The organism is Sulfitobacter sp. PS-8MA (assembly GCF_040933935.1).
GTDB lineage: Bacteria > Pseudomonadota > Alphaproteobacteria > Rhodobacterales > Rhodobacteraceae > Sulfitobacter.
In genome coordinates, this window is sequence record NZ_JBFQYJ010000006.1 from 156,129 (window position 1) to 177,257 (window position 21,129).

The window sequence follows — 21,129 nt, forward strand, 5'->3', positions numbered from 1 at the left end:
AAGTGACGAAGATTGCAGAACTGCCGCGGAATGAAACGGGTATCGCGGCGGCGTTAGATGAGTTGGCAGAGGCCTTTGGGCCGCGGCTGCTGACCGGGCAGGCCATTCGCGAGCAGCATGGCCATACGACGACATGGATCGACACGCAGGCGCCTGACGGGGTGGTCATGGCCACCTCGACCGAGGATGTGGCGCGCGCCGTACGCATCTGCGCCGCGCATAAGACCCCCGTGATCGCCTTTGGCACCGGCACCTCGCTTGAAGGCCATGTGAACGCCCCCGCAGGCGGCATCTGCATCGATATGATGGAGATGAACCAGATCGTCGCGGTCAATGCCGGCGATCTTGATTGCCGCGTGCAACCGGGGGTGACGCGCGAGGCGCTGAACACGCATCTGCGCGATCAGGGGCTGTTTTTCCCGATCGATCCCGGCGCCAATGCCTCGCTCGGCGGCATGGCGGCGACGCGGGCCAGTGGCACCAATGCGGTGCGCTATGGCACGATGAAGGACAATGTGCTGAGCCTTGAGGTGGTCTTGGCCGATGGCCGGGTGATCCGCACCGGGGGGCGGGCCCGGAAATCCTCGGCGGGCTATGATCTGACCCGGCTGATGGTGGGTTCGGAAGGCACGCTGGGGATCATCACCGAGATCACCCTGCGTTTGCAGGGCATCCCCGAGGCGATCTCTTCGGCGCGCTGCTCCTTCCCCACGGTGCAGGCGGCCAGTGAGACGGTGATGGCAGTGATCCAATACGGTCTGCCGGTGGCGCGGATCGAGCTTCTGGATGCCGATGTGGTGAAGGCGGTGAACGCCTATTCCAAGCTGACCCTGCCAGAGACGCCGCTGCTGCTTCTCGAATTTCACGGTTCGGAAGCCGGGGTGGTCGAACAGGCCGAGACCTTTGGCATGCTGGCCGAAGAATATGGCGGCAACGGCTATGCGGCGACCACCACGCCAGAGGAGCGCAACAAGCTTTGGCAAGCGCGGCATGATGGCTATTGGGCGGTGCTGGCGCTGCGTCCGGGGTGCAAATCCGTGTCGACAGATGTTTGCGTGCCGATCTCTCGACTGGCCGATGCCGTGGTCGCCGCACAGGCGCGGGCGGAGGAGTTGCAACTGGTCGCGCCGATCGTCGGCCATGCCGGGGACGGGAATTTCCACGCCTCGCTGCTGATCGACATGACCGACCCGGAGGAGGTGGCCCGGGGCGAGGCATTTGTCAGTTGGCTGGCGGAATTGGCGATCTCCATGGAGGGCACCTGTACGGGGGAACATGGCATCGGGCAGGGCAAGCGCCCCTATCTGCGCAAGGAATTGGGCGCCGCGGTGGATGTGATGGCGATGGTGAAGGCCGCGTTTGATCCGGACAATATTCTGAACCCGGGGAAGGTTCTGCCGGGGTGAGCGGGGGCGGCCTGCCCAGATGTTGCGGGGCAGGCCAGGCTGTGCACGGTATTTGGAAAAGGATGAAGGGGGGGGCAGGCGCGCCGATGCGGCTTTGGTGGGTTTGCTGAGCGGGTAAGGTCGGTTTTTGCTCCTGTTGGGTCGGCTGTTGCCTGCGCGGCATGGCGCTGCTGCGTACAACGGGAATGGGCCTAGCGTAGGGGAATTGGCAGATGAAAACGCAAGTCAAAGCATTGGTTGTCGGGGGCGGCGCGGTGGGCACCTCGATCGCCTATCATCTGGCCAAGGCCGGTTGGGATGATGTGATGCTCTTGGAGCGCGATGAGTTGACGAGCGGCTCCACCTGGCATGCGGCGGGGCTTTTGCCTTTGTTCAACATGTCTTATGCCACCACCCATATTCATCAGTATTCGGTTGAGTTTTATAAGACGCTGGAGGCGGAGACCGGGCTCAACGCAGGCTTTGCCGTGGTGGGTAATCTGCGCATGGCGCAGACGGATGCGCGGATGGATGAGTATATGCTCTATGCCTCCACCGCCGAGACCTGCGGCGTGCCCTATGAATGGCTCAGCCCCGATGAGATCAAGGCGAAATGGCCGCTGATTGAGACGTCGGATCTGAAAGGCGCGCTTTATCACCAGACCGATGGCTATATTAATCCCGCCGATGTGACGATGGCGATGGCCAAGGGGGCGCGGCAGCGTGGCGTGGCGGTTGAGCGCAAGTGGCAGGCGGATGGGTTTCACTGGAACGGGACGCATTGGGAAGTGACCTGCACCAAGATGGTCGAGAAGGGCGGCAACCTTGTGCCGTCGGAAGAGCAGATCGTCATCACCGCCGAACATGTGGTGACCGCGAGCGGCAACCATGCGCAGCGCACGGCGCGGATGCTGGGGATCAAGATGCCGGCGATTCCCGTGGAACATCAGTTCATCGTCATGGACCGCGATCCGGCCTTGGTTGACTACCGGGCGGCGGGCAACGGTGAGCACCCGGTGATCCGCGATGCCGATGCGCAGAGCTATGTGCGTGAGGAGCGCGGCGGCTGGATTCTCGGGGTCTATGAGAAGGGGGCGCCGGCGCGGTTTGAATATGGGGTGCCGGATAGCTTCCGGGCGGATCTGTTCCAGCTCGATCTGGAGCGGATCGAGGACCAATATGCCGCGATGATCCACCGGATTCCGTCCTGCGAGGAGTCGGGGCTGAAGGACGATTTCAACGGGCCGATCTGCTACACGCCCGATGGCAACCCGCTGGTCGGCCCTGCGCCGGGGCTGCGGAATATGTGGCTGGCGGAAGGGTTCTCTTTCGGGATCACCGCGGCGGGGGGCACGGGGTATTATCTGGCGCAGATGATGGTTGAGGGCGAGGCCGAGATCGACATGGCGAGCCTTGACCCCAAACGCTACGGCGATTGGATGACCACGGAATATGCCGCGCGCAAGAATGAGGAAGCCTACGACCACGTCTATATCCTGCACCACCCGGATGAGGAGCGGCCAGCGTGCCGTCCGTTGCGGACCTCTCCGGCATATGATCGGCAAGCCGAGCGGGGGGCGCAGTTCGGGCAGGTGAATGGCTGGGAACGGCCGAATTATTTCGCGCCCGAGGGGTTCAGCGATGCTGACAGCCGGTCGTTCCGGCGCGGGGACTGGTGGCAATATGCGGTGGAGGAAGCGCGGGCGATCCGCGAGGGCGTGGGCCTGATTGATGCCACGGCCTTTACCAAACATCTGGTGCGGGGGCCGGGGGCGACGGATTTCCTTGACTGGTTTACCTGCAATAAGCTGCCGTCGGTGGGGCGGATCAATCTGACCTATGCGCTGACCGGGGCGGGGACGACGCGGACGGAATATACCATCGTGCGTCTGGCGCAGGACGAATATTACCTGGTCTCGGCGGGGGCGTGGACGGCCTATGACAGCGATTATCTGCGCAAGGCGATTGCCAACAAGATGCCCGAGGTCGGCTATGTCGAATGCCATGATGTGACTACGCAATGGGGCGTTTTTGCGATTGCCGGGCCGAAGTCGCGTGATGTGCTGCGGGACTTGGTGCGGGATGCGGAGCCGGAGGCGGTGCTTGGCAACAAACGCTTCCCCTGGCTGACCATGCGCGACATCGAGTTGGGCATGGTGCCGGTGCGGGCGATCCGGGTGGCCTATACCGGGGAACTCGGCTGGGAATTGCATCACCCGATCGAGATGCAGAACCACCTCTTTGACCAGTTGGAGAAGGCAGGCCGGCCGCATGGGATGAAGCTGGTCGGCGCGCGGGCGCAGAACTGGCTTAGGCAGGAGAAGAGCTATCGCGCCTTTGGGCATGAGCTGGGGCGGGACGCCACGCCTTTGGAGGCGGACCTGCCGCGTTTTGTGGACCTGAACAAGGAGTTTCACGGGAAGCAGGCGATGGTCGATCACGGCATGCGCGCGAAATGTGTGACGGTGCTGATCGACGGGCCGGAGGATGCGGATCCCTGGGGACGCGAGGTGCTGTATAATGGCGAGGCCCGCACCGGGCGGCTGACCTCGGGCGGCTATTCCGTGGCTTTCGGCAAGAGCATCGGCATGGGCTATGTCAAACCCGAGGATGCGGTGGTAGGCACGAGGCTGAAGGTAAAGATGCTCGATCAACTGTGGGAGGCCGAGGTGGTCGAAGACAGCCCTTATGATCCGAAGAACCAGCGCATCCGGGCGGACGGTTGATCCGGCGGGCGCTGCTGGCTTTCTTTTGCGTCTTGGCGCTGACGGCGGCGCTGCTGCGCGACAATCCTATTGTCAGCGCGGCGCAGGGCTATGCGGCCGATGTGGCGACCACGGCGGCGGCGTCCTATGTGACGCTGCGCACGTTGAACGCCTTTCTATCCACCGCGCAGGAGATCGAGGTGGGGCTCTCCTTCATCGCCTCCGGCTCGGCGCGGCCGCTAAAAGTGTTGGAGCCGATTGACGACACGGTGGAGCGTATCGCGGGGCTGGTTTTCGGCGTGATGGTGGCCACCGGGGTGATCGCGGTGGCCTTGGGGCCGGTGAGTGCGATTGGTCTGGGACTTTTATCCGTGGCGCTGGCGGTCTGGGCGCTGAGCCGCCGGGGCCATGCCGGATTGCCCCGGCGGCTTGCCTGGTATGGCGGGTTTTTGGGGCTGGCCTTGCCTTTGGCCTTGGTCGTGTCGGACCCTCTGGCCGGGGGGCTCACCGAAGGGGTCTATCTGCGCAATATGGAGGTGATCGAGGAGATCACCGCCCGGGTCGGCGGCAGCGAGGCTTTGGGCGAGGAAGAGCCGGGGTTGACTGAATACCGCCAGTTGGCCAGCAATCTTTGGAGCCGGGCGGATGAGTTGATCGGCGCGCTTTTGGCGGTGCTGGGCGTGCATGTGTTTCGGATTTTTCTGCTGCCGCTGTTGCTGGTGGGCGGGCTCTTTGTCGTGGCGCGGCATTACGCGCGGGGGTGAAGGCTTGCGTGGCGTATGCGGAAGCTGCTGCGCAGCGGTATTTGGAAAAGGATGAAGCTGGGGGGGGTGCCCCCCGCTGGCGTTTAGCGCAGGGCGCGGGTGGCGACCCAGTTTTGCCAATCGGTGCGGCTGCCGGAGAAGACGTTGATGTCCACGTCGCCGCCGATGCCGGGCACGATGCCGGTGGCGCTATATTGCCAGAAGCGCCAGGGCTGGCCGGGGTAGGCCTCGGCCGGGGTTTTGGCGGTGGAGCGCAGCCAGAAGTCATAGCCGCGGAAGCGTCCGAGGTCGTTCTCGCGGTAGAATTTCGGCGTCGTGTAGATGATCGGACGCTGGCCGTAATGCGCTTCGACCACGGCCAGCCAGCGGCGCATCTGCTCGCGCACCTCGGCGCCCGGCGGGCGGATATGGGCGCAGGTGGGCGAGAAAGGGTTCCATTCCATGTCCAGCACCGGGGGCAGCATGCCGGGGGTTTTCGGGACGTTGCGGATGAACCAGCGGGCCTGATCTTCGGGGGAGGTGCAGAAGTAGTAGAAGTGGTAAGCGCCGCGCGCCACGGCAGCCTGACCTGCGCCGCGCCAGTGGGTGTCGAAATTGATGTCTTTCAGATCCCCGCCTTCGGTCGCTTTGATAAAGGCGAAGTTGACGCCGTGGCGGCGGGCGGTGTTCCAGTTGATGTCGTCTTGAAAGCGGGCCACGTCAATGCCCTGAACCGGGTAGGACTGGGGGGCACGGCCGCTAAAATCCACCGGGTCGCTGTCGCTGAAACGCGCGGTGAAGAGCACGCCGGGGGGCGCCGGGGGCGGCGCGCTTGGGGTGCCGCAGGCGGCGAGGGCGAGAAGCGACAGGATCAGGGCGCGGCGGAGGATCATGGGCTGGGCTTTCCTGCGATAAAGGCGAGGTTATTGGCGGGCATGTCGATCTGGTCGATCGGGCTCAGGCCAGCATCGCTGAGCCAGCGGGCCATGTCGAGATCGTCCTTATAGCCGATCGAGGGATCGGCGGCGCGCAGCTCGGCGTCGAACCGGATGTCGCCGGGGGAAGTGAGTTCGCCCTCGCGTTTGAAGGGGCCGTAGAGGATCAGCTTGCCGCCCGGGGCGAGGGCGGCGGCGGCCTCAATGGTGAGGCAGCGCACCGCCTCTGTCGGGATCAGATGCAGCAGATTGGCCAGCATGATCAGATCGAAGGGGCCGTGTTCGGCAGCCCAGCCGGGTTGGGTTGCGTCAAGCGGTAGGGCGGGGGCGATGTTGGGCAGGGCGGCTTCGGCGGCATAGGCGTTGATGCTGGCGCGGCGGGCGGTGTCGATGTCGCTGGGCTGCCATGTGAGCCCGGGCAGGCGTTTGGCAAAGCCTATGACATGCTCGCCGGTGCCGCTGGCGATTTCCAGGGCGCGCCCGGAGCGGGGGGCGTGATCCGCCAGGAGATCGCAGAGCGGCGCGAGGTTGCGCGCGGCGGCGGGGGCGAAGAGCCGGTCGCCGCCGGCGGTTTCGGCGACGCTGGCACTGGGCGGCAGGCGCGGGCTCACGATTGCTCTTCCAGCCGATCGGTCGCCGGGGGCGGGCTGGCCGAGAGCGCGGTGATCGCGGCGTAGGTCTGTGGGGACATGACGTAGTTCAAGGCGGCCAGCGAGGGGGCGAGTTGTTCGGCGGATCGGGCTGAGATGATCGGTGTCGGGCGCGTCGGATGCGACGCGGCCCATGCAACGGCCAAGGTGGCCGGATGGGTGTCGAGGTCGCGGGCGAGGGCGGCGAGCCCTGCGGCGCTGCCATGCATCTCTTCCTTGCCATAACGTTTGGCGTAATCTTCGACCTCGCTCAGGCGGCCCCTGCCGCCTTGGGCGTATTTGCCGGTAAGCAACCCCCCGCCCAGTGGCGAATAGGGCGCGACATGGATGCCGAGGTCTTTGGCCATGGGCAGGATTTCAACCTCGGCCTGACGTTTGACGAGGTTGTACATCGGCTGGATCACCGCGATCTCCAACCCGAACCCCGCCGCCACATGGGCGGCTTTGACGACCTGCCAGGCGGCGAAGTTCGACAGGCCAATGTAGCGGATATGGCCCTGCTGCTTGAGCTCGGCCAAGGCGCTGAGGCTCTCGCTGAGCGGTGTCTCGGGGTCGAAGCGGTGGATGTAGAGCACATCAAGCGCGTCGATCTGCATGCGTTGGCGGGAGGTTTCGGCGGAGGCGAGGATATTGGCCCGGCCCGCGCCGCCCGAATAGGCGGCTTTGGTGGCCACGATCAGGCTCTCGCGGCGGTCCCCCAGAAAACTGCCCAGCAGGGTCTCTGACGCGCCATCGGTATAGACATGCGCGGTGTCGAAATGGGTGATTCCGGCCTCGATACAGGCGTCGAACATGGCGCGGGAGGCAGCGGCGTCGGCCCGGCCCCCGAATTGCATGGTGCCAAAGGCGAGGCGGCTGGCGGGGGTGCCGTCGAGGCTGGTGAGGGGTTCTGTCATATGTGATTGGTGGCATGACCCCGGCGGGCGCGCAATGGTCTTGCACCGGGGGTCAGCCCTCCTGCGGTTCGCCTTTTTCAAGCGCGCGTTGATAGGCCGGGCGGCTTTGGATCATCTCGACGAAGCCCTTCAGTGCCGGGTAATCCGTCGCGCGGCCTTGGCGCATGGCGATTTCGGCGGGGAAGCTGAGCATGATGTCGGCGGCCGAAAGCGTATCCTGCACGAAATGGCCGGAGGGGCGCAGAAGGCTGTTCATATAGCTGTAGTGATTGTCCAGCTCCGAGGTGATCCGCGGGTGCAGCGGGGCCGCCGCATCGCCAAGCCGCGAGACATAGAGATTGAGCAGAATCGGCGTCATGGCGGAGCCTTCGGCGAAATGCATCAGCTCCATATGGCGCAGATAGGCGGGCGTGTCGGGGGCGGGGATCATCTCGGGCGCGAAACGGTTGCAAAGCAGATCGACGATGGCCGCGCTTTCAACCACAAGCTGCCCGTCAATTTCGATCATCGGGGATTTGCCCAAGGGATGCACCAGCTTCAACTCTGGCGGGGCGAGATTGGTCTCGGCATCGCGCTGGTAGCGGATGATCTCATAGGGCTGGTCCAACTCCTCCAGCAGCCAGAGGATACGGTGCGAGCGGGAGCGGTTGAGGTGGTGAACGGTGATCATGCGGCGGGCCTTTCGCGGGGGGTGGACTGTTGAGCCTAGCGCAACGTAGGGGCGCCGCAACGAAAAAGGGCGCCCGTTGCCCGGCGCCCTTTCCATAGCTGTGGCCGATCCGGCTTATTCGGGGATCGAACCTTCGATGCCTTCGACATAGAAGTTCATTTCAAGCAGGGCTTTGTCATCGGCGGTCTCGCCTTCGGCGAGCCAGTCAGAGCCGTCCTGCTTTTTGATCGGGCCGGTGAAAGGGTGGTATTCGCCATTGGCCATCTTGTCCTTCAGCGCCAGCGCCTCTTCTTTGACCTCCGCAGGCACCGCGTCGGTAATCTCACCGATGCCCACCATGCCGGATTCGATGCCGCCCCATGTGTCTTGGCTTTCCCATGTGCCATCCATGACCGCTTTGACGCGGTCGATGTAATAGGGCGCCCAGTTGTCGATGATCGAGGACACGCGCGGCTTAGGGGCGTATTGCGCCATGTCGGAGGCTTGGCCAAAGGTGATCACATCGCCGGCTTCCTGTGCCGCGGCCTGCGGGGCGGTGGAATCGGTGTGCTGCAAGATCACATCGGCGCCCTGTTCGATCAGCACCTTGGCGGCGTCGGCCTCTTTCGCAGGGTCAAACCATGTGTAGGCCCAGACGATTTTGAACTGAACGTCGGGGTTCACTTCTTTCGCGTGGAGATAGGCAGAGTTGATGCCGCGGATCACTTCGGGGATCGGGAAGGAGCCGATGTAGCCCACGATGTTGCTCTCGGTCATATGGCCCGCGATCACGCCCTGCACCGCGCGGCCTTCGTAGAAACGTGCGCCATAGGTCGAGACATTGTCGGCGCGTTTGTAGCCAGTGGCATGTTCGAACTTCACATTGGGGAATTTCTTGGCGACGTTGATCGTCGGGTCCATATAGCCAAAGGAGGTGGTGAAGATCAGGTCAGCACCATCCAGCGCCATCTGCGTCATGACACGCTCGGAATCGGGGCCTTCGGCAACGCTTTCCACAAAGACGGTCTCGACCTCGTCACCGAATTCTTCTTCCACGGCCAGACGGCCCTGGTTGTGCTCGTAGGTCCAGCCGCCGTCGCCCACGGGGCCGACAAAGACGAAGCCAACCTTGGTTTTATCCTGAGCCATCGCGGCGGTCGCGAGGCCGAGCACCATTGCGGCGCTGGTCATGAGGGTGGTTAATTTCATGTGGTTTCCCCTGTTGCTGGCCCCCTGCATGGGGCTTGGAATGCGGTTTTGGCCGCGTGACGTGATGCCCCTAGTTCGAGGCGTGGAAGGTTCGGCCCAGTGACGCCGGCGCGGCGCTTTTGTCAGCCGAGAGCACCACCAGAACGATGATGGTGATGATATACGGCGACATTGCCAGATACTCCACAGGAATGGCAACGCCCGCGCCTTGCAAGTTCAACTGCAACTGGGTGATGCCGCCGAAAAGATAGGCCCCCAGCAATGCGCGCCACGGTTTCCAGCTGGCAAAGACCACGAGGGCGAGGGCGATCCAGCCGATCCCGGCGGTCATGCCTTCGGTCCATTGCGGCACGCGGATGAGGCTGATGTAGGCCCCGCCCAGCCCCGCGCAGGCGCCGCCAAAGACGATGGCGGCGGTGCGGATGCGCTTGACCTTATAGCCGAGCGCATGGGCCGCGTCATGGCTTTCGCCCACCGCGCGCAGGATCAGCCCCGCGCGGGTGAATTTCAGCACCGCCCAGACCCCGGCGACCAGCGCGATGCCCAGATACAGGATGATGTCGTGGGTAAAGAGGATCGGACCGATGACAGGAATGTCGGCCAGCGGGCCAAAGTCGATGTCACCGAGCCGCGGCGGTTTGATCCCGACGTAGCTTTGCCCGATCAAGGCCGAGAGACCGAGGCCGAAGAGCGTCAGCGACAGGCCCGAGGCGACTTGATTGGCCAGCGCGACTTGGGTGAGGAAAGCGAAGAGCAGGCTCAGCACAGCCCCGCCCAAGGCGGCAGCGGCAAAGCCCAGAAGCGGCGACCCGGTTTCGACCGCCGTGGCAAAGCCGCAGATCGCACCGGTGATCATCATGCCCTCGACGCCGAGGTTCAGCACGCCGGATTTTTCGGCCACCAATTCGCCGATGGCGGCAAAGATCAGCGGCGTGGCCGCGACCAGAAAGCCTGCGACGAACAAAAGCGGGTTGATTGCGGAAAGATCCATCAGGCAGCCTCCGCCGCGCCAAAGCGCAGCCGGTAATGGGTGAAAACGTCCAGGGCGAGCAGGAAGAACAGGAGCATGCCTTGGAACACCTGGATCGCGGCGGCGGGCAGGCCGAGGTTGGACTGCGCAATGTCACCGCCGATATAGGTGAGCGCCATCAGCCCGCCTGCGAGCAGGATGCCGATGGGGTGCAAACGGCCCAGAAAGGCCACGATGATCGCGGTGAAACCATAGCCCACGTTGAAATCAATGGTGATCTGGCCCGAGGGGCCGGAAACCTCGAACATCCCCGCAAGCCCGGCCAGCAGCCCCGATGTGCCAAGGCAGAAGAGCACCAGCCGCGCCGGGTTCACGCCGGAAAACCGTGCCGCGCGGGGCGCTTCGCCGGTGACGCGGATGGCAAAGCCGAGCCGGTGTTTGGCGAGCAGCACATAGGCAAAGATCACCGCGATCAGCGCCGCGACCACGCCCCAATGCATGCCCGAGCCGGCCAGCAGCTCGGCATTATGGGCGGGGGCGTATTGTTGCAGGTTGCGCGAGCCGGGAAAGCCAAAGCCTTCGGGGTTCTTGAGCAGCCCCAATGACATAGAGGCCAAGAATTGCTCTGCCACATAGACCAGCATCAAGGAGACGAGGATTTCATTGGTGCCAAAACGCACCTTGAGCAAGGCCGGGATCATCGCCCATGCCCAGCCGCCCAGAGCGCCCGCCACGACCATCAGCGGGAAGATGTACCAGCCTTCCGCCGGGTAGAACGCCAGCCCCACCGCCGCGCCGAAAATCGCGCCCATGATATATTGCCCTTCGGCCCCGATGTTCCAGATGCCGGCCTTGAACCCAAGGCTGAGACCGATGGCGATCAACACCAGCGGCGCGCCTTTGATCAGCAGTTGCGGTCGGTAGTAAAAGGCGTATTCGCCAAAGATCGGCTGCCAAAAGATCGTTTGCAGCGCTTCCACCGGGTCTTTGCCCAGCACGGCAAAAAGAAGCCCGCCAAAAACGAATGTCGCAAGGACCGCCATGATCGGCGTCGACAGCGAGAGAGCCCGGCTGGGCTGTGGGCGCTTTTCAAGGCGGATCACAGATCACCCCCAATGGTCAGAGTGAAAATTGCAAAGGTCGCGTCAAACATCCGCCACCTCCATGCCATGGGCGCCGCCCATCATCAGGCCGATCTCCTCGACCGTGAGGCCTTGGGCCGGGCGGGGTGGCGACAGGCGGCCTTCGTTCAGCGCGGCGAAATTGTCGGAAATCTCCATCAGCTCATCAAGGTCCTGGCTGATGACGATGACGGCGGTGCCGCCCGAAGCGAGGTCCAGAAGCGCCTGCCGGATCGCGGCGGCGGCAGAGGCATCGACGCCCCATGTGGGCTGGTTCACCACCAGCAGTTCCGGCCGTTGCAACACCTCGCGCCCGATGACGAATTTCTGCAGGTTCCCGCCCGAAAGCGAACGGGCGGCATTGCCGGGGCCGGGGGTGCGCACGTCGAAGGTCTTGATGATCTTCTCCGCAAAGCTGCGCGCCTTGCCCCAGTCGAGCATGCCGCCGCGCTCCAGCTCTTCGCGGGCAGCGCCGGTCAGCATGGCGTTTTCGGTCAGCGACATGTCGGGCACGGCGGCATGGCCCAGCCGTTCTTCCGGGGCCGTCAACACCCCGAGCGCGCGGCGGGCGGTCGGGCCGAGCAGGCCAATGTCGCGCCCGTCAAAGCTGAGCATGCCAGGGCTGACCAGCGTTTCGCCCGAGAGCGCGTTCAAGAGTTCGTCCTGCCCATTGCCCGCGACACCACCGATGCCCAGCACCTCGCCGCGGCGCACCTCGACCGAGATGTCGCGCAGGGGCATGCCAAAGGCGCTGTCGGAACGGGCCGAGAGCTTGTCGAGTGTCAGCATGACCTTGCCCGGCTCCTTGCTCTCGCGCGTTGGCGTCTTGAGGGCCGAGCCCACCATCATCTCGGCCATGTCACGGGCCGAGGTTTCGCGCGGGGTGCAATGGCCCACGACCTTGCCCAAGCGCAGAATCGTCGCACTGTCGCAGAGGCTGCGGATCTCTTCGAGCTTGTGGGAGATATAGAGGATCGCGGTGCCCTCGGCGCTGAGCTTGCGCAGGGTTTTGAACAGGATTTCAACCTCTTGCGGGGTCAGGACCGAAGTCGGCTCATCCATGATCAAGAGCTTCGGCTCTTGCAGCAGGCAGCGGATGATCTCGACCCGCTGGCGCTCCCCAGCCGAAAGGTCGCCAACCGTGCGGTCGGGCGAGAGCGGCAGCCCGTAGGTGTCCGACACATCGCGGATCTGCTGGCTCAGCTCGCGCATCTTTGGCGGGTTTTCCATGCCGAGCGCGATGTTCTCCGCCACGCTCAGCGCATCAAAAAGCGAGAAATGCTGAAACACCATGCCCACGCCCGCCTGCCGCGCGGCATGGGGGTCGGTGGGGGCGTAGCTTTGCCCATGCATCTGCATCTGACCCGCGTCGGGTTTGACCAACCCGTAGATCATCTTGACCAGCGTCGATTTACCCGCCCCGTTTTCGCCCAGCAGGGCATGGACTTCGCCCGGCGCGATAAGCAGCGAGACATTATCATTCGCGACAACGCCGGGGTAGGCTTTGGTCACACCGGAGAGGTCGAGAAGGGGTTCTGTCATGCGGAAACCTTTGTCTGGGTCCGGGCGATAAGGGCTTTCAACGTCCCATGGGCGATCTGCGCCGGAAGCTTGCCCAGCGATTTTTCGCCAATAGGGCAGATGATGCCCGAGGGGTCCAGCCCCATCATGCCCAATCGCCGGGAAAAACGGGCCTTTTTCGTGTCAGACCCGATCAAACCGATGCTGGCCGCGCCGCGTTGCAGCAGGGCGGCACAGAGGGCAAGGTCGATGTCATGGGAATAGGTGAAGATCAGGTGATGCGGGCCGCGCGGCGCATGGGCGGCAAGGCGCGGCATATCGGCAGTTGGGGTGACGGTGACATGGGGCGGCACCCGGTCTGGGAAACGCTCCGCCGCGCTGTCGATCCAGGTGATATCAAAGGCGCGCGGCGGGCAGGCGGTCACCACGGCGCGGCCCACATGCCCGGCACCCCAGAGCCAGAGCGGCACATCGCTTTGCACAGCCGGCAGGGGCAGGGGGGCGGCGCTGTCCAGCGGGCGCGGGGCGGTGCTGTAGTGCAGGCTCACCGCGCCGCCGCAGCATTGGCCCAGACCGGGGCCGAGCGGCAGGGTCTGGGTGTCTTCGGCGCGGCCTTCGGCCAGCATTCTGCGCGCATGGGCGATGGCTTGATGCTCCAGCGCGCCGCCGCCGATGGTGCCCGCGGTTGTATCGGGCGTGACTTTCATCGCCGTGCCCGCATCCCGTGGGGCAGAGCCGCGCGTGGCGGTGACCTCCACGAAGATCGCGCTCATTTCCGCGCCCGTCCCACGGCGGCCAGCACGGCTTCGGCGGTGGCGGGGGCTTGCAGATCGCCGTAGTTCGGCCCACAGGCCGAGACCGCGTTCGACAAGGCCATAAAGGCCGAGATGCCCAGCATGAAGGGCGGCTCGCCCACGGCTTTGGAGCGGTAAACCGTCTGCGCCGGGTTCGGCTGGTCCCAGAGGGCCACGTTGAACACGGGCGGGCGGTCCGAACAGGCGGGGATTTTATAGGTCGACGGCGCATGGGTGCGCAGGGTGCCGCTCTCGTCCCAGACCAGTTCCTCGGTGGTGAGCCAGCCGACACCCTGGACATAGCCACCTTCGATCTGGCCGATGTCGAGCGCCGGGTTCAGCGAGGCACCGGCGTCATGCAGCAGATCGGCGCGCAGGATGCGGTTCTCCCCGGTCAGCGTGTCGATCACCACCTCGGTGCAGGCCGCGCCATAGGCGAAATAGTAGAACGGCCGCCCGCGCCCGGCGATGCGGTCCCATTCGATGTCGGGCGTCTTGTAATAGCCGGTGGCCGAGAGGCTCACGCGGTTTTCATAGGCCGAGGCGGCGGCGGCGGCAAAGGTGATCTCTTCGCTGCCGATGCGCACCATGCCGTCGGCGAAGCGCACCTGATCGGGCGTGGTCTGGTAGCGTTCGGCCAGATGTTCCGCCATGCGGTCGCGGATCGTGTCGCAGGCGTTCTGCGCCGCCATGCCGTTAAGGTCCGACCCCGAAGAGGCCGCCGTGGCCGAGGTGTTGGGCACTTTGGCGGTATCGGTGGCGGTGATCTTGACCAGTTCCGGCGAGACGCCAAAGCGCGAGGCCGCGACCTGTGCGACCTTCTGGAACAGCCCTTGCCCCATCTCGGTGCCACCGTGGTTCAGGTGGATCGAGCCGTCCTGATAGACATGCACCAGCGCGCCCGCCTGGTTGAGGTGGGTGAGGGTGAAGGAGATGCCGAACTTGACCGGCGTGATCGCGATGCCGCGTTTGAGCAGCGGGTTTGCCGCGTTCCACTCGGCAATCGCCTTGCGGCGCGCGTGATAATCGCAATTCTCGGCCAACCGGTCGGTCACCGCGTTGATGATACAGTCGGTCACCGGCTGGTGGTACGGTGTGGTCTGCACATCCGGCGGGGCGGTGGGGACGGATTGCGCCGCAACCGGCGCCGGCGGCGCGCCGCGCGACGACAGGTCGGCCTCGGCCTCCGGCGGGGTGCGGTTGTCGATGGCGGTGCCGGTGTTCTCAACCTCGGGCGCGTGATGGGCATTGTCGCTGTAGTAATTCACCCGGCGCACGGCGAGCGGGTCAAGGCCCAACTCATGGGCGATATGATCTATCACCCGTTCGATACCGACAATCCCCTGCGGTCCGCCGAACCCCCGAAAGGCGGTGGCGCTGGCCATATTGGTGCGCAGCCGGTGCGAGGTGATGCGGATGTCATTCAGGTGGTAGGCGTTATCGGCATGCAGCATGGCGCGGTCAGCCACCGGCAGGCTGAGGTCCATCGACCAGCCGCAGCGGGTGTAATGGGTCACATCCAGCGCGGTGATGCGGCCCGCGTCATCGAAACCTACGTCATAGCTGATGCGGAAATCATGCCGCTTGCCGGTGATGATCATATCGTCATCGCGGTCATAGCGCATCTTGCAGGGCTTGCCGGTCATGGCTGCTGCCACCGCACAGGCCACGGCCAAGGCGTTGCCTTGGCTTTCCTTACCGCCAAAACCACCGCCCATGCGCCGGGTCTCAACCCGCACGGCATGCATCGGGCGGCCAATGGCATGGGCCACTTTATGCTGAACCTCGGTCGGGTGCTGGGTCGAGGAATGCACCAGCATGTCGCCATTGTCCTGCGGCAGGGCAAGGGCGGCTTGGCCTTCGAGGTAGAAATGCTCCTGCCCGCCAAGTTCCATCTGACCAGACAGGCGGCGCGGGGCTTTATCGAGCGCGGCCTCGGCGTCGCCCTTCTGATAGATGCGCGGGCCGTCTTCAAACCGGCTGTCGGCGGCGAGCGCCTGTTCGACGGTCAGGATCGGGTCGCGCGGGGTGATCTGCGGCTTGCCCAGCTGTGCGGCGCGCCGCGCGGCGAGATGGCTGGTGGCCACCACCAGATAGAGCGGCTGGCCTGCGAAATGCACCTGTTCCGTGGCCAAAAGCGGCTCGTCATGGTTCGAGGGCGAGGTGTCGCAATCATGCGTGAGGTCGGCGGCGGTCAGCACTTTGACCACCCCCGTCGCTTCGCGCACGGCGTCAAGGTCAAGCCCCGTCAACTCGCCCGCCGCCACGGGGCTGAGGCCAAAGGCCAGATGCAGCGTGCCGCGCGGGCTGGGGATGTCATCGACATAGCGCGCGGCCCCGGTGACATGGAGGGTCGCGGCGTCATGGGGAAGGGGTTTTGCAACGCTCATGCCGAGACCTCCTGCAGATCGGTGGATGCGCCGTTGGCGTCGTGGAAGTAACGCATGAGCATGTTCTGCGCCGCCTCCATCCGGTAAGCGGCAGAGGCGCGCATGTCCGACAGCGGGGTGAAGTCGTCTTGCATCGCACGCATCGCCTCGCGGATGGTGTCTTCGTTCCAAAGCTGGCTGACCAGCGCCGCCTCTGCCGCCGCGGCACGTTTCGGGGTGGCCGCCATGCCGCCGAATGCCACACGGGCGGTGAGGATCTCGGTGCCGTTGCCGGTGATCGAGATACAGCCGCAGACCGCCGAGATATCCTGATCAAAGCGTTTCGAGAGTTTGTAGCAGCGCAGCGTGTCATGCTGGCGCGGCACGGTGATGGCTTCGACAAATTCCCCCGGCGCGCGGTCCTGCTTGCCGTAGTCGAGGAAGAAGTCCTCCAGCGCGATCTCGCGCCGGGTGTCGCCCCGCCGCAGATGCAGGGTGGCGCCAAGCGCGATCAGCGCGGGCGGGCCGTCGCCGATGGGCGAGCCATTGGCGATATTGCCGCCCAGCGTGGCGGCGTTGCGCACTTGGGTCGAGCCATAGCGCCGCAGCATCGCGCCGAGGCTCGGATGCAGCGGGCTGAGTTTCGCCTCGACTTCTGTCAACGTGGTCATCGCGCCAATGCGCAGGCCGGTCTCATCCTCGGTAATGCCGCGCAGATCGTCGCAGTGGTTGAGAAAGGCCACGGGGCCAAGATCGCGGAAACCCTTGGTGACCCAGAGGCCCACATCCGTCGCTCCGGCGATCAGCGTGGCCTCGGGGTTGTCGAGATACCATGCCGCCAATGCGTCGCTGCTTGCGGGCTGCACATGCGGCGCGCCTTCGGCCTTGGCGGGGGCAGGGATGTCCTGCGCCAGCTTGCCCTTGAGGCCCAGCAGATGCGCGGGCACGGGCTTGTCTTCTGCCGCTTCCGCCGCGCGGATGATCGGCGCATAGCCGGTGCAACGGCAGAGGTTGCCCGACAGTTGCACATCGTGATCCGTGGCGCCGTTGAGATGTGCCGTGGCCATGGAGACAACAAAACCGGGCGTGCAAAAGCCACATTGGCTGCCGTGATGCGCGACCATGGTTTCCTGCACCGGGTGCAGCCTGCCGTCGGGGCCTGCCATGCCTTCGACCGTGGTGACCGCTTTGCCGTTCACCTGGGGCAGAAACAGAATGCAGCCATTGAGCGCCCGGCTGCCTTGCGGGTCCGTGATCATGACCGAACAGGCCCCGCAGTCGCCCTCGTTGCAGCCCTCTTTGGTCCCCGTCAGACCACGCTCTTCGCGCAGCCAGTCCAGCAGTGTCGTCGTCGGGGATACGTTGGAGAGCGACACGACTTCTCCGTTAAGAAGAAAAGTGATGTCCATCGGTTTTCATCCGCCGCGGTACTAGGTGGCCCAAAAGATGCGCGGGTTCGATGCGGCGTAGAACCGGGCGCGGGCGAGGGTGGAGGTCAGGCTAGCGGGGGGAAGGGGCGCTTGGCAAGAAAAAATGCGTTGGGGGGGAAATGCGTTGGGGGTAAAACGGCGCAGGGGGCGTTCCGGCGCTGGTGCCTTCGGAATGGCTGGCGTAACTTGCAGCCATGTCCAATGATCCCCGATTCATTCACCTGCGCAGCCATTCCGAGTATTCCCTGCTGGAGGGCGCGCTGCGGCTGAAAAAGCTGCCCGGCATGTGCCGCGACGCGGGCATGCCCGCGCTGGCGCTGACCGATACCAACAACATGTTCGCCGCGCTTGAGTTCTCTGTCGCCATGGCCGGTGCGGGGGTGCAGCCGATCATCGGCTGTCAGGTCGACGTGGCCTATGTCGAGGTGCAACCCGGTGAGAAACCGCGCCCGCCCGCGCCGGTGGTGCTGCTGGCGCAGAGCGAGTTGGGTTATGAGAACCTGATGAAGCTGAACTCCTGCCTGTACCTCGACAAGGGCGGGGCGGTGGCCGAGGTGACGCTGGATGAGTTGGAGGCGCTGAGCGCCGATATCATTTGCCTGACCGGTGGCCCGATGGGGCCGGTGGGGATGCTCCTGCAGGGCGGGCAGCGCCCGGCGGCGGAAGCGCTGATGCAGCGGCTGCACCGCGCCTTTGGCGACCGGCTTTACGTCGAATTGCAGCGCCATCCGGAGGACGGCGGCCAGCCGGAGCCTGAGCGCCTGACCGAGCGCGGCTTTGTCGAAATGGCCTATGCGATGGACATCCCGCTGGTCGCGACCAATGACGTCTATTTCCCCAAGCCCGACATGTATGAAGCCCATGACGCGCTGATCTGTATTTCCGAAGGCGCCTATGTCGACCAAAGCCAGCCGCGCCGCCGGTTGACCGCGCAGCATTACTTCAAGTCGCAGGCCGAGATGGCGACGCTTTTCGCCGATCTGCCCGAGGCGCTGAGCAACACGGTCGAGATCGCCAAACGCTGCGCCTTCATGGCCTACCGCCGCGACCCGATCCTGCCGAAATTCGCCGATGACGAGGTCGCCGAGCTGCGCCGCATGGCCAATGAGGGCTTGCAGGCGCGTCTGGCGGTGATCCCCCATGCGGTGAGTGTTGAGGAATACCAGAAACGGCTCGATTTCGAACTGGGCATCATCGAAGGCATGGGCTTTCCCGGCTACTTCCTGATCGTTGCCGACTTTATCCAATGGGCCAAGGATAACAATATCCCGGTGGGGCCGGGGCGGGGCTCGGGTGCGGGCTCGCTTGTGGCCTATGCGCTGACGGTCACGGACCTCGATCCGCTGCGCTATTCGCTGCTGTTTGAGCGCTTCCTCAACCCCGAACGGGTTTCGATGCCCGACTTTGACATCGACTTCTGCATGGACCGCCGCGAAGAGGTGATCCGCTATGTGCAGGAGAAATATGGCCGCGACAAAGTGGGGCAGATCATCACCTTCGGCGCGCTGCTGTCGAAGGCGGCGGTGCGCGACATCGGCCGCGTCCTGCAGATGCCCTATGGGCAGGTCGACCGCCTGTCGAAGATGATCCCGGTGGAGGGGGTCAAACCCGTCTCCATCGAAAAGGCGCTGGCGGATGAGCCGCGGCTGCGGGAAGAGGCCAAGAACGAAGAGGTCGTGGACCGGCTTCTGACCTATGGCCAGCAGGTCGAAGGGCTCTTGCGAAACGCCTCGACCCACGCGGCGGGGGTGGTGATCGGGGATCGGCCGCTCGATCAGCTGGTGCCGCTCTACCAAGATCCGCGGTCGGACATGCCGGCGACGCAGTTCAATATGAAATGGGTCGAACAGGCCGGGCTGGTGAAATTCGACTTTCTGGGCCTGAAGACCCTCACCGTCATCCAAAACGCGGTGGATCAGATCAAGGCGGGCGGGCGCCATCTGCATATCGCCGCCGATGGCCGCCAGATCTACGAGCCGCCCGAGGGCCATGTCGACGACGTGGCGACGATCCCGCTCGACGACAAGGCGACCTACAAGCTCTATTCCAGCGCCAAGACGGTCGCGGTGTTCCAGGTGGAATCCAGCGGCATGATGGATGCGCTGAAGCGCATGAAGCCCACCTGTATCGAGGACATCGTCGCCCTCGTGGCGCTCTACCGTCCCGGCCCGATGGAGAACATCCCGGTCTATTGCGAGGTCAAGAACGGCCAGCGCGAGCTGGAATCGGTGCACCCGTCGATCGATTACATTCTCGAAGAGACCCAAGGCATCATCGTCTATCAGGAACAGGTGATGCAGATCGCGCAGGTCATGGCGGGCTATTCGCTTGGCGGCGCGGACCTGTTGCGCCGTGCCATGGGTAAGAAGATCGCCGAGGAGATGGCCAAGGAACGCCCCAAGTTCGAAAAGGGCGCGATGGCCAATGGGGTCGACAAGAAAAAGGCGGCGGAGGTCTTCGACCTTCTGGAGAAATTCGCCAACTACGGTTTCAACAAATCCCACGCCGCGGCCTATGCGGTGGTCAGCTACCAGACCGCCTGGCTGAAGGCGAACCACCCGGTCGAATTCATGGCCGGGGTGATGAACTGCGATATTCACCTCACCGACAAACTGGCGGTGTACTTTGAAGAGGTGCGCAAACGGCTCGAACTGCCTTGGGTGCCGCCCTGCGTGAACCGCTCGGATGCGACCTTCAAAGTGGTCGACGGGGCGCTGGTCTACGCCCTCGGCGCGCTGAAAAACGTCGGTCTTGAAGCGATGAAACTGGTGACCGAGGGGCGCAAGGTCGACGGCGTCGACAAGCCTTTCGCCACGCTTTACGACCTCGCCCGGCGGGTGGATCTGAAACGCGTCGGCAAACGGCCCTTGGAGATGCTGGTGCGCTCGGGCGCTTTCGACCAGCTCGACAGCAACCGGCGCCGGGTGTTCCAATCGCTCGACGGGCTGGTGAGCTATTCGGCGGCGATCCATGAGCAGAAGGCCAGCAATCAGGTCTCGCTCTTTGGCGAGGCGGGCGACGATCTGCCCGAGCCGCGGATGCTGCCCTGTGACGATTGGCAGTCGGCGGAGCGGCTGGCCGAGGAGTTCAAGGCGGTGGGTTTCTACCTCTCCGGCCACCCGCTTGATGACTATATGGCCCCTCTGCGCCGCAAATGGGCGCGGGAGACCGGGTTGCCGTTCCTGACGCTTGATGAGTTGACCGAGAAGGTCTCGACCCGGGGTGCCATGAACGCGCGGCTCGCGGGGGTGGTCGCGGGGCGGCAGGAGCGCAAATCGGCGCGCGGCAACCGCTTTGCCTTTGCGCAATTGTCGGACACCACGGGCGGCTATGAGGTGACGCTGTTTTCCGACACGCTGGAACTGGCGCGGGAGCATCTTGAGGTCGGCTCGAAGATCGTGATCACCGTCGAGGCGACGATGGAGAGTGACCAGCTCAAGCTGCTGGGCCGTTCGGTCGCGCCGATCGACGCGGCGGTGGCGGATGCGGGCAGCATGGGGCTGCGGGTCTTTATCGACGGGCCGGGCGCCATTCAGGCCGTCGCCAATGTGCTCGACGGCGCGCGCCAGGCGGTCAAGGCGGCGGGCAAGGGGCCGGTGCAATTCTGCCTCATGCACCCCGATCTGCCCGGCGAGGTCGAGGTCGATCTGGGCCGCGAATTTCCGGTGACGCCGCAGATCAAGGGCGCGATCCGCTCGCTTGATGGGGTGATGGAGGTCGAGGAAATCTGAGCCGCGGTCCGGGTGGACGAT

At 64.5% G+C, this 21,129-nt stretch carries 15 protein-coding genes; 4 read left to right on the plus strand and 11 right to left on the minus strand.

From position 1 onward, the window contains the following. Positions 1–2 precede the first annotated feature (2 nt). The 3 genes from AB4M76_RS04685 (at position 3) to AB4M76_RS04695 (ending at position 4,854) form a co-directional block, all read left to right on the plus strand. Positions 3–1,406 carry an FAD-binding oxidoreductase gene (locus tag AB4M76_RS04685; protein WP_368440648.1) on the plus strand — a complete coding sequence of 468 codons (1,404 nt, stop codon included), beginning with the start codon at positions 3–5 and terminating at the stop codon, positions 1,404–1,406. Positions 1,407–1,618: 212 nt separating this feature from the next. After that, positions 1,619–4,111 carry an FAD-dependent oxidoreductase gene (locus AB4M76_RS04690; RefSeq protein WP_368440649.1) on the plus strand — a complete coding sequence of 831 codons (2,493 nt, stop codon included), beginning with the start codon at positions 1,619–1,621 and terminating at the stop codon, positions 4,109–4,111. Continuing rightward, positions 4,108–4,854 (plus strand): hypothetical protein, encoded by a 747-nt coding sequence (locus AB4M76_RS04695; RefSeq protein WP_368440650.1) that lies wholly within the window; start codon positions 4,108–4,110, stop codon positions 4,852–4,854. The genes AB4M76_RS04690 and AB4M76_RS04695 overlap by 4 nt, the downstream gene beginning before the upstream one ends. Positions 4,855–4,937: 83 nt before the next feature. Here AB4M76_RS04695 and AB4M76_RS04700 read toward each other — a convergent pair whose 3' ends face one another. The 11 genes from AB4M76_RS04700 to xdhA form a co-directional block, all read right to left on the minus strand. Then, the gene (locus AB4M76_RS04700) at positions 4,938–5,726 is read right to left on the minus strand and encodes a GH25 family lysozyme (RefSeq protein ID WP_368440651.1); all 789 of its coding nucleotides are present in this window, start codon (positions 5,724–5,726) and stop codon (positions 4,938–4,940) included. Further along, a complete protein-coding gene (locus tag AB4M76_RS04705) occupies positions 5,723–6,379 on the minus strand; it encodes a DUF938 domain-containing protein (RefSeq protein ID WP_368440652.1) in 657 nt (218 codons plus the stop codon). Before AB4M76_RS04705 ends, AB4M76_RS04700 begins: the two co-directional genes overlap by 4 nt. Further along, the gene (locus AB4M76_RS04710) at positions 6,376–7,314 is read right to left on the minus strand and encodes an aldo/keto reductase (RefSeq protein WP_368440653.1); all 939 of its coding nucleotides are present in this window, start codon (positions 7,312–7,314) and stop codon (positions 6,376–6,378) included. Before AB4M76_RS04710 ends, AB4M76_RS04705 begins: the two co-directional genes overlap by 4 nt. A gap of 52 nt (positions 7,315–7,366) precedes the next feature. Next, positions 7,367–7,984 carry a glutathione S-transferase family protein gene (locus AB4M76_RS04715; RefSeq protein WP_368440654.1) on the minus strand — a complete coding sequence of 206 codons (618 nt, stop codon included), beginning with the start codon at positions 7,982–7,984 and terminating at the stop codon, positions 7,367–7,369. Positions 7,985–8,098: 114 nt separating this feature from the next. Next, positions 8,099–9,172, minus strand: a complete 1,074-nt coding sequence (locus tag AB4M76_RS04720) for a BMP family ABC transporter substrate-binding protein (protein ID WP_368440655.1) — start codon at positions 9,170–9,172, stop codon at positions 8,099–8,101. 70 nt (positions 9,173–9,242) lie between these two features. Beyond that, positions 9,243–10,163 carry an ABC transporter permease gene (locus tag AB4M76_RS04725; RefSeq protein ID WP_368440656.1) on the minus strand — a complete coding sequence of 307 codons (921 nt, stop codon included), beginning with the start codon at positions 10,161–10,163 and terminating at the stop codon, positions 9,243–9,245. Next, positions 10,163–11,245: an ABC transporter permease gene (locus tag AB4M76_RS04730; RefSeq protein WP_368440657.1), complete on the minus strand. Its 1,083-nt coding sequence runs from the start codon at positions 11,243–11,245 to the stop codon at positions 10,163–10,165. Before AB4M76_RS04730 ends, AB4M76_RS04725 begins: the two co-directional genes overlap by 1 nt. Before the next feature lie 42 nt (positions 11,246–11,287). Then, positions 11,288–12,805, minus strand: coding sequence for an ABC transporter ATP-binding protein (locus AB4M76_RS04735; protein ID WP_368440658.1), 1,518 nt, complete (start codon positions 12,803–12,805; stop codon positions 11,288–11,290). Next, entirely contained in the window at positions 12,802–13,557 is a 756-nt protein-coding gene (xdhC, locus tag AB4M76_RS04740; protein ID WP_368440659.1) for a xanthine dehydrogenase accessory protein XdhC, read from the minus strand. The genes AB4M76_RS04735 and xdhC overlap by 4 nt, the downstream gene beginning before the upstream one ends. Next, on the minus strand, positions 13,554–15,968 hold the full coding sequence (gene xdhB, locus AB4M76_RS04745) for a xanthine dehydrogenase molybdopterin binding subunit (RefSeq protein ID WP_368440660.1): 2,415 nt from the start codon (positions 15,966–15,968) through the stop codon (positions 13,554–13,556). The genes xdhC and xdhB overlap by 4 nt, the downstream gene beginning before the upstream one ends. Then, positions 15,965–17,356: a xanthine dehydrogenase small subunit gene (gene xdhA, locus AB4M76_RS04750; RefSeq protein WP_368440661.1), complete on the minus strand. Its 1,392-nt coding sequence runs from the start codon at positions 17,354–17,356 to the stop codon at positions 15,965–15,967. The genes xdhB and xdhA overlap by 4 nt, the downstream gene beginning before the upstream one ends. Before the next feature lie 215 nt (positions 17,357–17,571). On the opposite strand from xdhA, the gene dnaE reads away from it, so the two are divergent. Next, positions 17,572–21,108, plus strand: coding sequence for a DNA polymerase III subunit alpha (dnaE, locus tag AB4M76_RS04755; protein ID WP_368440662.1), 3,537 nt, complete (start codon positions 17,572–17,574; stop codon positions 21,106–21,108). Positions 21,109–21,129: the final 21 nt, after the last annotated feature.

What these genes read in the sequence shown, in the direction of transcription:
- AB4M76_RS04690 (WP_368440649.1), top strand. Translation starts at nt 1,619, where the DNA reads ATGAAAACGCAAGTCAAAGCATTGGTTGTCGGGGGCGGCGCGGTGGGC.
- AB4M76_RS04700 (WP_368440651.1), bottom strand. Translation starts at nt 5,726, where the DNA reads ATGATCCTCCGCCGCGCCCTGATCCTGTCGCTTCTCGCCCTCGCCGCC.
- AB4M76_RS04710 (WP_368440653.1), bottom strand. Translation starts at nt 7,314, where the DNA reads ATGACAGAACCCCTCACCAGCCTCGACGGCACCCCCGCCAGCCGCCTC.
- AB4M76_RS04715 (WP_368440654.1), bottom strand. Translation starts at nt 7,984, where the DNA reads ATGATCACCGTTCACCACCTCAACCGCTCCCGCTCGCACCGTATCCTC.
- AB4M76_RS04720 (WP_368440655.1), bottom strand. Translation starts at nt 9,172, where the DNA reads ATGAAATTAACCACCCTCATGACCAGCGCCGCAATGGTGCTCGGCCTC.
- AB4M76_RS04725 (WP_368440656.1), bottom strand. Translation starts at nt 10,163, where the DNA reads ATGGATCTTTCCGCAATCAACCCGCTTTTGTTCGTCGCAGGCTTTCTG.
- AB4M76_RS04735 (WP_368440658.1), bottom strand. Translation starts at nt 12,805, where the DNA reads ATGACAGAACCCCTTCTCGACCTCTCCGGTGTGACCAAAGCCTACCCC.
- xdhC (WP_368440659.1), bottom strand. Translation starts at nt 13,557, where the DNA reads ATGAGCGCGATCTTCGTGGAGGTCACCGCCACGCGCGGCTCTGCCCCA.
- xdhB (WP_368440660.1), bottom strand. Translation starts at nt 15,968, where the DNA reads ATGAGCGTTGCAAAACCCCTTCCCCATGACGCCGCGACCCTCCATGTC.
- xdhA (WP_368440661.1), bottom strand. Translation starts at nt 17,356, where the DNA reads ATGGACATCACTTTTCTTCTTAACGGAGAAGTCGTGTCGCTCTCCAAC.
- dnaE (WP_368440662.1), top strand. Translation starts at nt 17,572, where the DNA reads ATGTCCAATGATCCCCGATTCATTCACCTGCGCAGCCATTCCGAGTAT.